This window comes from Streptomyces sp. NPDC001401 (genome assembly GCF_042895385.1).
Classification (GTDB): domain Bacteria; phylum Actinomycetota; class Actinomycetes; order Streptomycetales; family Streptomycetaceae; genus Streptomyces.
The window spans coordinates 927335-939668 of the sequence record NZ_JBIAWI010000001.1; the positions used below are offsets into that span (position 1 = coordinate 927335).

The 12334-nt window shown below is 70.7% G+C and carries 11 protein-coding genes; 8 read left to right on the plus strand and 3 right to left on the minus strand.

Annotated elements, in window-relative coordinates:
- Positions 1-245: 245 nt before the first annotated feature.
- A complete protein-coding gene (locus ACFY10_RS04320; protein ID WP_390663512.1) occupies positions 246-2330 on the plus strand; it encodes a molybdopterin oxidoreductase family protein in 2085 nt (694 codons plus the stop codon).
- On the opposite strand, the gene ACFY10_RS04325 is transcribed toward ACFY10_RS04320, so the two are convergent.
- Positions 2323-2733, minus strand: a complete 411-nt coding sequence (locus tag ACFY10_RS04325; protein WP_390663513.1) for a gamma-glutamylcyclotransferase family protein — start codon at positions 2731-2733, stop codon at positions 2323-2325. The two genes, ACFY10_RS04320 and ACFY10_RS04325, sit on opposite strands and share 8 nt — an antisense overlap.
- A gap of 130 nt (positions 2734-2863) precedes the next feature.
- Between ACFY10_RS04325 and ACFY10_RS04330 the strand changes: the two genes are divergently transcribed.
- Positions 2864-4519, plus strand: coding sequence for a M4 family metallopeptidase (locus ACFY10_RS04330; RefSeq protein WP_390663514.1), 1656 nt, complete (start codon positions 2864-2866; stop codon positions 4517-4519).
- Positions 4520-4581: 62 nt separating this feature from the next.
- On the opposite strand, the gene ACFY10_RS04335 is transcribed toward ACFY10_RS04330, so the two are convergent.
- Positions 4582-5166, minus strand: coding sequence for an NADPH-dependent FMN reductase (locus ACFY10_RS04335; RefSeq protein ID WP_390663515.1), 585 nt, complete (start codon positions 5164-5166; stop codon positions 4582-4584).
- A gap of 279 nt (positions 5167-5445) precedes the next feature.
- On the opposite strand from ACFY10_RS04335, the gene ACFY10_RS04340 reads away from it, so the two are divergent.
- Positions 5446-5967 (plus strand): hypothetical protein, encoded by a 522-nt coding sequence (locus tag ACFY10_RS04340; protein ID WP_390663516.1) that lies wholly within the window; start codon positions 5446-5448, stop codon positions 5965-5967.
- Positions 5968-6102: 135 nt separating this feature from the next.
- Positions 6103-6723, plus strand: coding sequence for a class F sortase (locus tag ACFY10_RS04345; RefSeq protein ID WP_390663517.1), 621 nt, complete (start codon positions 6103-6105; stop codon positions 6721-6723).
- Here ACFY10_RS04345 and cpt read toward each other — a convergent pair.
- Positions 6707-7240 carry a chloramphenicol phosphotransferase CPT gene (gene cpt, locus ACFY10_RS04350; RefSeq protein ID WP_390663518.1) on the minus strand — a complete coding sequence of 178 codons (534 nt, stop codon included), beginning with the start codon at positions 7238-7240 and terminating at the stop codon, positions 6707-6709. The two genes, ACFY10_RS04345 and cpt, sit on opposite strands and share 17 nt — an antisense overlap.
- Positions 7241-7510: 270 nt before the next feature.
- Between cpt and ACFY10_RS04355 the strand changes: the two genes are divergently transcribed.
- The 4 genes from ACFY10_RS04355 to ACFY10_RS04370 all read left to right on the plus strand — a co-directional run bounded on the left by ACFY10_RS04355 (position 7511) and on the right by ACFY10_RS04370 (position 12325).
- Positions 7511-8737 carry an NAD(P)/FAD-dependent oxidoreductase gene (locus ACFY10_RS04355; RefSeq protein ID WP_390663519.1) on the plus strand — a complete coding sequence of 409 codons (1227 nt, stop codon included), beginning with the start codon at positions 7511-7513 and terminating at the stop codon, positions 8735-8737.
- Positions 8737-11325 carry a nitrite reductase large subunit NirB gene (nirB, locus tag ACFY10_RS04360; protein WP_390663520.1) on the plus strand — a complete coding sequence of 863 codons (2589 nt, stop codon included), beginning with the start codon at positions 8737-8739 and terminating at the stop codon, positions 11323-11325. The genes ACFY10_RS04355 and nirB overlap by 1 nt, the downstream gene beginning before the upstream one ends.
- A complete protein-coding gene (nirD, locus tag ACFY10_RS04365; RefSeq protein ID WP_390663521.1) occupies positions 11322-11672 on the plus strand; it encodes a nitrite reductase small subunit NirD in 351 nt (116 codons plus the stop codon). Before nirB ends, nirD begins: the two co-directional genes overlap by 4 nt.
- Before the next feature lie 68 nt (positions 11673-11740).
- Entirely contained in the window at positions 11741-12325 is a 585-nt protein-coding gene (locus ACFY10_RS04370; protein WP_390663522.1) for a TetR/AcrR family transcriptional regulator, read from the plus strand.
- Positions 12326-12334: the final 9 nt, after the last annotated feature.

The following is a 12334-nucleotide window of genomic DNA, read 5'->3' on the forward strand; positions in this document are numbered from 1 at the left end:
GCGAAGCCAGACTGTAGTCCTGGTTTTTCAACTCTCAACAACGCGTGACCGGCCAAGTACGGTACGGAACGAGCCACATGTGGCGTCTTTCACACCAGAGGCAACTTGCGACCCGCCCCGCGGCGACTTGAGGTGGGCAGTCGTGTGCGCCTCACGACCTCCGGCGCCCGGCGGGGAGGTCGCCGTCCCGCCCGTGTAACAGGGGGCCGCCCTGCACGTAACACGCCCGAAGCACGCTGAGGAGCATGCAGATCTCCGCGACGCCCACCCACTGCCCGTACTGCGCCCTGCAGTGCGGGATGAACCTGACGCCCGCGACGGACGGCACGGTCGAGGTGAGCGAGCGCGCGGACTTCCCGGTGAACCGGGGTGCGCTGTGCAGCAAGGGCCGTACCGCGCCGGCCGTGCTCTCGTCCCGGGTGCGCCTGACCTCCCCGTTGGTGCGTTCCGAGGGCGCTCTGGTGCCCGCCACCTGGGACGAAGCGCTGGACCGGATCGCCGAAGGACTGCGCCGAACGCGTACGGAACATGGCCCGGACGCGGTCGGCGTCTTCGGCGGCGGCGGTCTGACGAACGAGAAGGCGTACACGCTCGGCAAGTTCGCGCGCGTGGTGCTCGGTACCTCGCAGATCGACTACAACGGGCGGTTCTGCATGTCGTCGGCCGCGGCGGCCGGCATCAAGGCCTTTGGGCTCGACCGGGGGCTGCCCTTCCCGCTGGAGGACATCCCGAAGACGGGCTGCGTGATCCTGGTGGGGTCGAACCTCGCGGAGACCATGCCGCCGTCGCTCAGGTTCTTCAACGAGCTGCGCGAGAACGGCGGCACGTTGATCGTCGTGGACCCGCGCCGCACGAAGACCGCCGAACAGGCCGATCTGCATCTGGCACCGCGGCCCGGTACCGATCTCGCGCTGGCGCTCGGTCTGCTGCATCTGGTCGTCGCCGAGGGGCGGGTCGACGAGGAGTACGTGGCTGAGCGCACGGTCGGCTGGGAGGACGCGCGGGCCGCGGCGATGGCGCACTGGCCGGAGTACGTGGAACGGATCACGGGGGTGTCCGTCCCCCAACTGCGGGAAACGGTGCGGCTGTTCTGCGAGCCGGAGAACGCGATGGTGCTGACCGCGCGCGGCCCCGAGCAGCAGTCCAAGGGCACGGACACGGTCGGCGCGTGGATCAACCTCTGCCTGGCGACGGGGCGCGCGGGACGGCCGCTCAGCGGTTACGGCTGTCTGACCGGGCAGGGCAACGGGCAGGGCGGTCGCGAACACGGCCAGAAGGCCGACCAGCTGCCCGGCTACCGCAAGCTGGACGACCCGGCGGCGCGGCGGCATGTGGCCGAGGTGTGGGGCGTCGACCCGGACTCGCTGCCCGGGCCGGGACGCAGTGCGTACGAGCTTCTCGACGCCCTCGGCACGGACATCAAGTCGCTGTTGCTGATGGGGTCCAACCCGGTCGTCTCGGCGCCGCGTGCCGGGCATGTCGAGGAGCGCTTCAAGTCCCTTGATTTCCTTGCCGTCTGCGATGTCGTGCTGTCGGAGACGGCAGCGCTCGCGGACGTCGTGCTGCCGGTGACGCAGTGGGCGGAGGAGACCGGTACGACGACCAACCTGGAGGGGCGTGTACTGCTGCGGCGGCGCGCGATCACGGCTCCCGAGGGTGTCCGCAGCGACCTCGACGTCATGCACGAACTGGCCGACCGGCTCGGCGTGGAGAAGGGCTTCCCGACCGACCCGCAGGAGGTCTTCGAGGAGCTGCGGCGGGCGAGCGCGGGCGGGCCGGCGGACTACTCCGGGATCACGTATCAGAGGCTGGCGCAGGAGAACGGGGTGTTCTGGCCGTGTCCCACTGCCGACGCCGATACGGAAGTGGGACACCCCGGCACCCCCCGTCTCTTCCTCGGCCGTTTCGCCACCCCGGACGGCCGGGCCCGCTTCGTCCCCGTCTCGCACCGGGCGTCCGCGGAGGAGCCGGACGACGAGTACCCGGTGCTGCTGACGACCGGCCGGGTCGTCGCCCAGTACCAGTCCGGCGCCCAGACCCGCCGCGTGGACGAGCTGAACGCCGCCGCGCCCGGCCCCTTCGTGGAACTGCACCCGCGGCTCGCCGAACGGCTCGGCGCGGCCGAGGGCGACCCGGTGGCCGTGATCTCCCGGCGGGGCCGGGCCGTGGCACCGGCCCGGATCACCAACGGCATCCGCCCGGACACCGTCTTCATGCCCTTCCACTGGTACGGCGAGGGCCGCGCCAACACCCTCACCAACCCGGCCCTCGACCCGACCTCCCGCATGCCGGAGTTCAAGACGTGCGCGGTGCGGCTGGAGCTCACCTGACCCGCCAGTCCCCGCTCTCGATCAGCTTCCCGCGGGCGCGCAGGCGTGCGGCGACCGCGGGGGCGGCCACGTACACCCAGGCGCGTACGGCCGTGTCGTGGCCGTCGCGGATCACCTGGCGTTCGACGCGCTCGTAGAGGTTGCGCGGGTCCCCGGGGGCGTAGTCCTCCAGCCGGTCGAGGGCGATGAGCAACTCCTCGTACTCGTCCGGCAGTGCGGTCACGAGCTCGCCGTAGACCACCCCGCCCCACTCCTCCACGGCGTACGGATAGCCGGGACCGTCGTACAGGACCGCGCCGTTCAGCCGTGCCGGCTCCTCATGCCCTGTGCGGCCGCGCAGGAACAGGTCGTGGTTGGCCTCGCCGGGGAGGAGGGTGCCGTAGACGAAAAACGGGAGTCTCACAAAAACGATTCTCTCTCCACACATACCTCCTCGTACTCGCCATGGACCTCGCCCTGTCATGGCCCCTTAAATCTTCGTCAACACCTGCGCCGACCCGCGCGCCCTTCGGCGTGCCTTCTCGAGGAGATCGATGAGCCGGATACGTATCGACGTCCGAGGTTCCCGTCGTCTCGCCGCTCTCGGCGTGGCCGCCACCACCACCGCCACTCTGCTGGCCGCGGCGCTCTCCCCCGCCGCCGTGGCGGACGAACAGCCGACCAGGGCAGGCGCGATCGCGAACGCGGCGTCGGCGCTCCTGGCACACGCCGCGAGCCTCGGGCTCACCTCCGACGAGGGCACGAAGGTGCGGGACGTGATCGTCGACAAGGACGGCACGCAGCATGTGCGCTACGACCGGACGTACCGTCAACTCCCGGTGCTCGGCGGCGACTTCGTGGTCCATCTGGCCTCGGACGGGACGTACCGCAGTGCGAACCGGGCGACGCGGAGCAAGATATCCCTCGCCTCGATCGTCCCCTCCATATCGGCCCCGAAGGCCGCCGATCTCGCGGCGAACGCCCTGCGCGCGGTCAACCTCGGCGAGACGCTGAGGAAGCTGACGGCCAGGCCGGAGCTGGTCGTCGACGCCCTGCACGGAACGCCGAAGCTGGCCTGGCGGACGAGCGTCGCGGCAAAGGACTCCCTGGGCAACCCGGTCTCCCGCACCGTCATCACGGACGCCCGCACCGGCTCGCAGATCGACGCCTGGGACGACATCGAGACGGCGACGGGCGACGGCAAGTCGCTGTACAGCGGCACGGTGCCGCTCAACACGACGCTGTCGGGGTCGACGTACCAGCTCAAGGACCCGTCGCGCGGCGGCACTTACACGGGTGACGCGGCGAACCAGACGGACCTGTGCTTCCTGACCAGCATCTGCGTCAGCCGCGCCCCCTCGACGGTGTTCACCGACGCGGACAACCACTGGGGGACGGGAACGACCGCCGACCGCGCCTCCGCCGCGGTTGACGCGCAGTACGGCACCGACATGACCTGGGACTTCTACAAGAACTCCTTCGGCCGCAACGGCATCGCGAACGACGGCAAGGGCTCCTACAACCGCGTCCACTACGGCAACAAGTACAACAACGCCTTCTGGGACGACAGTTGCTTCTGCATGACGTACGGCGACGGTGACGGCACGAGCCTCGGCCCGCTGGTCGGCCTGGACGTGGCCGGCCACGAGATGACGCACGGCGTCACCTCCAAGACGGCGGCGCTGACGTACTCGGGCGAGTCCGGCGGCCTGAACGAGGCGACGTCCGACATCCTCGGCACGCTGGTGGAGTGGTCCGCCAACAACCCCTCCGACCCCGGCGACTACCTGATCGGCGAGAAGATCGTCCGCTCCGGCTTCGGACGGGATGCGCTGCGCTACATGGACAAGCCGTCGAAGGACGGCGCCTCGGCGGACTACTGGAGTTCGTCGGTGGGCAATCTCGACGTCCACTACTCCTCGGGCGTCGCCAACCACTTCGCGTACCTCCTGGCGGAGGGCAGCGGCGCGAAGACCATCAACGGCGTCAGCTACAACTCCCCGACGTCCAACGGGAAAACGGTGACGGGCATCGGCCGGGAGAAGCTCGGCCAGATCTGGTACCGGGCGCTGACCGTCTACATGACCTCTTCGACGAACTACGCGGGAGCGCGTACGGCGACCCTGAACGCGGCGAAGGATCTGTACGGGGCGGGGAGCACGGAGTACAACGCGGTGGCGGCGGCCTGGAGTGCCGTCAATGTGAACTGACCGCGATTAGGGTGGCAGCGGTGCCGGGCACAAAGCCAGCCTCCGCTGCCGCCCAGACACACCTACGCCCCGTACGGCCGCTTCTCCCGCGCCTCCCTCAACCCCCTCCCCCACCACACCAACTGATCCAGCATCACCTTCGCCGCCGCCTCCGGACCCGACGGATCCTTGAGCCGTCCCTCGCCGAAGGACGCCCCCGCGTTGTGGAAGGACACCGTGTCGCGGAGCGTGACGGCGTGGAGTTCGGCGAAGACCTGGCGGAGGTGTTCCACCGCGCGCAGGCCGCCCGAGAGGCCGCCGTAGGAGACGAGGCCGACGGGTTTGGCCTGCCATTCGGTGAAGTGCCAGTCGATGAGGTTCTTGAGGCCGGCCGGGTAGGAATGGTTGTACTCGGGAGTGAGGACCACGAAGGCGTCCGCGGCCGCGAGTTTCGGGGTGATGGAGGAGCGCACCGCGGCCGCCTCGGCGGTCGGGGCGAACGTCGTGGGCAGGTCCGCGTCGGCCACGTCGACGACCTCGGGGAGCAGGTCGTCGCGGTCGCGCATACGGTCCAGGAGCCAGTCGGCCACGACGGGGCCGAAGCGGCCGTGGCGATTGCTGCCGATGACGAGGGTGACGGCAAGGGGGGCATCTGCTGTGGTCTGCATGCGCCACAGCCTGATACCTCAACCTTCCTTGAGGTCAAGCCAGCACCCCGATCACCGGGTCACCCGTTCACACGCGCGCCCTGCGCCCTTCGGGTGCTGTTCCGCGCAATCCCCGTCCTACGCCGGTGACCTGCTGAAAGTCCGCCCGAGCGGCCGCGCGGCGCCCGGATCTGACACCCATTCACCGCATTTCTGACGCACCTTCAGGGAGCGCGCTCGCCCCGCTGCCACTTACCTCGGAAGGGCAGGGGACACCGACGAGAGCTCGAAGGAGCACCGATGCGACGTACCGCCCGTCTGCTGACCGGTACCGCACTCGCCGTCGCAGCCGCGGGTTTCGTGGCCGCGCCCGCATACGGCGACGACGGCGACGGAAGCCTGGAGGTGTTCCCCTCCCAGGCCGTACCGGGCACCCAGGTCACGGTGAACACCGCGCAGTGCGGGGCGGAGGGAACGGCGGCGGGCGACGCCGGCGCGGTGGGGGCCGGTGCCTTCACGCTGGCGCCGAGCGCACACGACGGCGAGGCGATCGGGCAGTTCCGGGTGCCGCCGAGCGCGCAGCCGGGGACGTACGAGATCGTCGCGAAGTGCGCCGAGGGCGGCCGGCAGGTCAAGGGCGACCTGGTGGTGACACTGACCGCGGTGCGCGGGCAGGAGCCCCGGGGAAGTGTGAAGACGGGGGTCGGCGGCGCCCTGGGCCCCGATCCCGTGCAGACCGCGGCCGGCGTGGCGGCTCTCGCCGTCGCCGCCGCGGGCGGTACCTGGCTCCTGCATCGCCGGGCGAGAGGCGACGGGATCTGACGGACACCCTCCGCTGTCCGTCCGCCGGTACCGCATGTCCCTCCCCCTCCGGGTCCGACGCCCCTCGCGGCCCGGAGGGGGCCGGGTCCACCCGCTCCACCGGAGTCCACCCGCTCTGCCAGGCAGGAGGCTCGCGTGCGCAGAGTCAGCAACACCGCGATAGGGACCGTCACCGTGGTCGCCCTGTGCTCGGGCGCCTGGCTGCTCGGCGGCGCCGGGACGCACGCCCCGCCGCAGCCGTCGGCCGCGCAGGCGGCCCGCACCGGCCAGGGCGGCGAACCGCGCGGCGCGCCCGTGCTGCCGCCCTCCCCGCCCGACCGCATCCGCATCCCCTCGATCCACGTGAACGCCGCCCTCATGGGTCTCGCCCTCACCCCGTCCGGCAGCCTCGACGTACCGCCCGCCGCGAAGCGGAACCTCGCCGGCTGGTACGAGGCCGGCACCACCCCCGGGGAGAAGGGGACCGCCGTCGTCGCGGGCCATGTCGACAACGCCGACGGCCCCGCCGTCTTCTACGACCTCGGCGCCCTGAAGAAGGGCAGCCGCATCGAACTGGACCGGCGGGACGGCAGCACGGCGCTCTTCTCGGTGGACGCGGTCGAGGTGTACGACGCCGCGCACTTCCCCGACGAGAAGGTGTACGGCGCCGCGGACCGGCCCGAACTGCGGGTGATCACCTGCGGCGGGGGATATTCGCGGTCGACGGGCTATCAGGGGAACGTGGTCGTGTTCGCGCATCTCACGGGGAGCCGGTGACAACCGCCTTCGCGATGGTCCGCGCACACTCCAGGGACTCGGTGTGTGTGGTGTCCACCTCAAGGTCGTAGATCACGCCCCTGTGGACCAGCTCCGCCTGCTGCTCGGCCATGCCTCGCACCCGGTCACCCCGGCCGATCTCCCGGCCCGCGGCCACCGCGGCCTCGCACCGCACGCCGACCCAGAGCACGTCCAGGCCTGACAGTGCCTTGCGCCACCCCTCCTGCGAATGCGGCCCGCCGAGAAAGACATCGTCGACAACGATCCGGGCACCCGCCCGCGCCGTCGCCGCGACCCCCTCCCTCCAGGCGTCCTGCAGCTTCCCGAAATCCGGCCCCACGTTCACCGCACCGTCCGGCGAGACGAGCGTGGCCTGCATCGACGCGGGCATCGACTCGACGAACGTGTCGATCGCGAAGGCCAGCCACGGCTCCGGCAGCACCGCCTGCAGACACCGCACGATCCCCGACTTGCCGGAGCTGGAGCCGCCATTGAGCACGATCACCTGGGTCGCCATCGGGCCACCGTAAAGGAACCTGCCGAACGGTCCCCACGCGTTTTCAGGCGTGCACAACCGCCGGAAACGCACGTCGTAGACGATCGTGCCTGCGCGCAGCCCTGGGCCGGTCAGCCGTACCGAGCCCGGCGCCACCCCCCACCTCACACCACACCCCCGCCGTGCACGCCGAACCCTCACACCCTCGGCGAGCCTCTGCTGAGGGCAGCGTTCCTCGCGGGAAACAGAGGTGATGCTGCCGGGTAACACCGGCACCGCACGCTCCTAGGCATGACCTCGAATACGCGTGTGGTGGTGATCGGCGCCGGGCTCGCGGGCGTCCGTCTCGCCCGGCGGCTCGGCGAGCTCGGCACGCCCGTGACGCTGATCGGCGAGGAGGAGCACCGCCCGTACAACCGGGTGCTGCTCGCCGAGGTGCTGGCCGGGCGCTACAACCCGGATGTGATCGCGCTGCCCGCGCCCGCCGAGCTGCTCCGCGGCCGGGTCACGGGCATCGACCGCGAGGTGCGAGCCGTACACCTCGCGGACGGCTCGGAGATCGCATACGACACGCTGGTCCTGGCGACCGGTTCGAACCCCGTACTCCCGCCCCTGCGCGGCCTGTTCACTTCGGACCACGTGCTGCCCGAGGGCGTGCACGCGTTCCGGACGATGGACGACTGCCTGGGTCTTTCGAAGGCCGTACGGCCGGGGGTGCGGGCGGTCGTCATCGGCGGCGGGCTCCTCGGGGTCTCCGCGGCCCGTGCGCTCGCCCAGCGCGGCGCGCAGGTGGTGCTGGCCCAGCAGGGCGAGCGGCTCATGGAGCGCCAGCTCGACCCGGGCGCATCAAAGCTGGTCAAGCGGCACCTCAAGGACCTCGGCGTCGAGATCCACACCGAGTGCCGGGTGCGTGACGTGCGCTGCGTCGGCGGTGCGGTCCGCTCGGTCGAGATGTCCGACGGATACGCCCTCGACGCCGACATCGTGGTCCTGGCCTGCGGGGTGCACCCGCGTGTGGGCCTCGCCCAGATCGCCGGGCTGGACGTGCGCAAGGGCATCGTCGTCGACGACGAGCTCCGTACCTCCGACCCGCACATCCGGGCCGTCGGCGACTGCGTCCAGCACGACGGCACCGTGTACGGACTCGCCACCCCGGCGCTCGAACAGGCCGAGGTCCTGGCCGAGTTGCTGGCGGGGGAGGCCGGCAACTCCAACGCCCGTTACACCGGCACCCGTTCACTGACCCGGCTCACGCTGGTCGGGCACGACTCTCCCTTCGACCTCGCCGCCTTCGGCGAGACGGAGGCCCGCCCGGGCGACGACGTCGTACAACTCACCGACGCCACCCGCGGCACCTACCGCAAGGTCGTCGTCCGCGACGACCGCCTGGTCGGCGGGGTCCTCGTCGGCGAACTGGGCACCGTCGGCGCACTCGCCCGCGCCTGGGAGGGGGCAGAGCCGCTCCCCGCCGACGGTGCCCCCCTGCTCCACCTGCTCACCAACGATGGAGGCTCCTGATGTCCACCGGCACCCCCACGATCGTGCTCGTCGGCCACGGCATGGTCGGCCAGCGCTTCCTCGAAGCGCTCGCCGAGCGCGGCCTGACCGCCACGCACCGCGTGGTCGTGCTGTGCGAGGAGCCGCGTCCGGCGTACGACCGCGTAGCGCTCACCTCGTACTTCTCGGGCAGGACGCCCGAGGAACTCTCCATGACCGACATGGAGTTCATCAACGACCACGGCATCGAGCTGTACGTCGGCGACCCGGCCGAGACCGTCGACCGCGAGGCGAAGCAGGTCACGGCGAAGTCCGGCAAGGTCTTCGAGTACGACACCCTCGTCCTGGCCACCGGCTCGTACCCCTTCGTTCCGCCGGTCCCGGGCAAGGACGCCGAGGGCTGCTTCGTCTACCGCACGATCGAGGACCTGCTTGCGATCGAGGAGTACGCGAAGACGAGGGCGACGACCGGTGCGGTGGTCGGCGGCGGTCTGCTGGGACTTGAGGCCGCGGGTGCGCTGAAGGGTCTCGGACTCACCTCCCACATCGTGGAGTTCGCGCCGCGTCTGATGCCGGTTCAGGTCGACGAGGGCGGTGGCGCTGCCCTCCTGCGGACCATCGAGGAGATGGGCCTGTCCGTCCACACGGGCGTCGGCACACAGGAGATCGTCGTCGGCGAGGACGGCGCCGTCACCGGCATGAAGCTCTCCGACGGCTCCGAACTCGCCACCGACCTGGTGGTGTTCAGCGCCGGTGTCCGCCCCCGCGACCAGCTGGCCCGCGACTGCGGCCTGACGGTCGGCGAGCGCGGCGGCATCACGGTCGACGAGCAGTGCCGCACGGTCTCCGACCCGCACGTGTTCGCGATCGGCGAGTGCGCGCTGGCCTCCGACGGCCGGGTGTACGGCCTGGTGGCCCCCGGTTACGAACAGGCGGAGACCGCGGCCGCGACGATCGCCGCCGACGAGGCGTCCTTCACCGGCGCCGACCTCTCCACCAAGCTGAAGCTCCTCGGAGTCGACGTAGCCTCCTTCGGCGACGCACACGGCGCCACCGAGGACTGCCTGGACGTCGTCTACTCCGACTCCCGCGCCGGCCTGTACAAGAAGCTGGTCATCGGCCGTGACGGCACGCTGCTCGGCGGCATCCTGGTCGGCGACGCGGAGGCCTACGGCACGCTGAAGGCCTTCACCGGTTCGGTCCCGCCGGTCTCGCCCGAGTCCCTGGTGCTGCCCGCCGGCGCGGGCGAGTCCGCCCAGCTCGGCCCGACCGCGCTGCCGGACGACGCGATCATCTGCTCCTGCAACAACGTCCGCAAGGGCACGATCCGCGGCGCCGTCACCGAGCACAACTGCACCACCGTGCCCGAGGTGAAGAAGTGCACCAAGGCCGGTACGACCTGCGGCAGTTGCGTCAAGGTCCTCGGCCAGCTGGTCACCGCCGAACTGGAGGCGAGCGGCGTCGAGGTCGACAAGGGCCTGTGCGGCTGCTTCGGCCAGACCCGCGAGGAGCTCTACGAGATCGTCCTCGCCCTGCGCATCAACACCTACCAGGACCTGCTGGACCGCTACGGACGCGACGAGGCCAAAGGCGGCGACGGCTGCGAGATCTGCAAGCCGGCGGTGGCCTCGATCATCGCCTCCCTCGCCCCGACGATCGGCGCGAGCGGCTACGTCCTGGACGGCGAGCAGGCCTCCCTGCAGGACAGCAACGACCACTTCCTCGCCAACCTGCAGAAGAACGGCTCGTACTCGGTCGTCCCGCGCATCCCCGGCGGTGAGATCACCCCCGAGGGCCTCATCGTGATCGGCGAGATCGCCCGCGACTTCGGCCTCTACACGAAGATCACGGGTGGCCAGCGGATCGACATGTTCGGCGCGCGGGTCGAGCAACTCCCGCTGATCTGGGCCAGGTTGGTGGACGCGGGCTTCGAGTCCGGCCACGCCTACGGAAAAGCCCTGCGCACCGTCAAGTCCTGCGTGGGCCAGACCTGGTGCCGCTACGGCGTCCAGGACTCCGTCCGCATGGCGATCGACCTGGAGCTGCGCTACCGGGGGCTGAGGTCGCCGCACAAGCTCAAGTCGGCGGTGTCGGGCTGCGCCCGCGAGTGCGCCGAGGCCCAGTCGAAGGACTTCGGCGTCATCGCCACCGCGAGCGGCTGGAACCTGTACGTCGGCGGCAACGGCGGCGCGACCCCGCGCCACGCGGACCTGCTCGCCCAAGACCTCTCCGACGCCGAACTGGTCCGTCTGATCGACCGTTTCCTGATGTTCTACATCCGCACCGCCGACCGCCTGGAGCGCACCTCCACCTGGCTGGAGCGCATCCCCGGCGGCCTGGACCACGTACGCGACGTGGTGGTGGAGGACTCCCTCGGCATCTGCGAGGAGCTGGAGTCCCTGATGGCGGACCACGTGGCGAACTACGCCGACGAGTGGGCGACCACCATCAACAACCCGGAGAAGCTGGCCCGGTTCGTGTCCTTCGTGAACGCCCCCGACACCCCCGACCCGGTCGTCGGCTTCGTCCCCGAGCGCGACCAGATCAAGCCCGACCTGCCGCTGCTGACCATCGGCCACCGTCCCCTGGAAGGGAGCGCCCAGCGATGACCCTGGCACCCGAAACGACCGACCTGAAGGTCCAACTGCAGCTCGAGGACGGCTGGTTCACGGTCTGCGACCTCGGCGCGCTGCTGCCGGGCCGCGGTGTGGCGGCCCTGCTGCCGGACGGGCGCCAGGTGGCCCTGTTCCGCGACCGCGCGGGTGAGCTGTACGCCATCGACAACCGCGACCCCTTCGGCGGCGCGGCGGTCCTCTCCCGCGGCCTGACCGGCACCCACCAGGGCCGCTCGTTCGTCGCCTCGCCGCTGCTCAAGCAGCGCTTCGACCTGCGCTCCGGGGAGTGCCTGGACGACGAGACGGTGCGGGTGGCGACGTACGAGGTCCGCGCAGGCTGACCACGAGCACACAGACGCACACCAGCCTTTCTTGACCGATCGTTCCCATTGATTTTAGGCTGCTATACGTGGCCAGGACCAAGGAGTTCGATCCGGACGCCGCGCTGCAGGCAGCCCTTGAGCTGTTCTGGCAGCGCGGCTACGAGGCGACGTCGATGTCCGACCTGGTCGACCACCTCGGCATCGGACGCGCCAGCATCTACGCGACCTTCGGCAGCAAACACGAGCTCTACCTGAAGGCACTGGAGCGCTACGACCGGGCCGGACTCCCGCCGATCGTGCGCGAACTGTCCCGGCCGGGCCCCGCACTGCCCGCCGTCCGAGCGCTCGTACGCCGCTATGCCACCGAGGCGTCCGACGCCCAACTCCGCCTGAACGGCTGCCTGGTGACCAACACGGCCAGCGAACTCGCCCCGCACGACCCGGCCGCCGCCAGGCGCGTGGAGCGCAACTGGGACCACCTCGAAACCGTGCTCCACTCGACCCTGGTCCGCGCCCAGGCCCAGGGCGAACTGCCCGCCGACCGCGATCCGCTCACCCTCGCCCGCATGCTGCTGGTGCTGTTGCAGGGGCTGCGGGTGGTCGGCAAGGCGTCCGACGATCCGGCCAGGGTCCGGGACGCGGCGGAACAGGCGCTGGCGCTGCTGGACTGACACCCCTCA

What these genes read in the sequence shown, in the direction of transcription:
- nirD (WP_390663521.1), top strand. Translation starts at nt 11,322, where the DNA reads ATGACCCTGGCACCCGAAACGACCGACCTGAAGGTCCAACTGCAGCTC.
- cpt (WP_390663518.1), bottom strand. Translation starts at nt 7,240, where the DNA reads ATGGCGACCCAGGTGATCGTGCTCAATGGCGGCTCCAGCTCCGGCAAG.
- ACFY10_RS04335 (WP_390663515.1), bottom strand. Translation starts at nt 5,166, where the DNA reads ATGCAGACCACAGCAGATGCCCCCCTTGCCGTCACCCTCGTCATCGGC.
- ACFY10_RS04330 (WP_390663514.1), top strand. Translation starts at nt 2,864, where the DNA reads ATGAGCCGGATACGTATCGACGTCCGAGGTTCCCGTCGTCTCGCCGCT.
- ACFY10_RS04340 (WP_390663516.1), top strand. Translation starts at nt 5,446, where the DNA reads ATGCGACGTACCGCCCGTCTGCTGACCGGTACCGCACTCGCCGTCGCA.
- ACFY10_RS04320 (WP_390663512.1), top strand. Translation starts at nt 246, where the DNA reads ATGCAGATCTCCGCGACGCCCACCCACTGCCCGTACTGCGCCCTGCAG.
- ACFY10_RS04355 (WP_390663519.1), top strand. Translation starts at nt 7,511, where the DNA reads ATGACCTCGAATACGCGTGTGGTGGTGATCGGCGCCGGGCTCGCGGGC.
- nirB (WP_390663520.1), top strand. Translation starts at nt 8,737, where the DNA reads ATGTCCACCGGCACCCCCACGATCGTGCTCGTCGGCCACGGCATGGTC.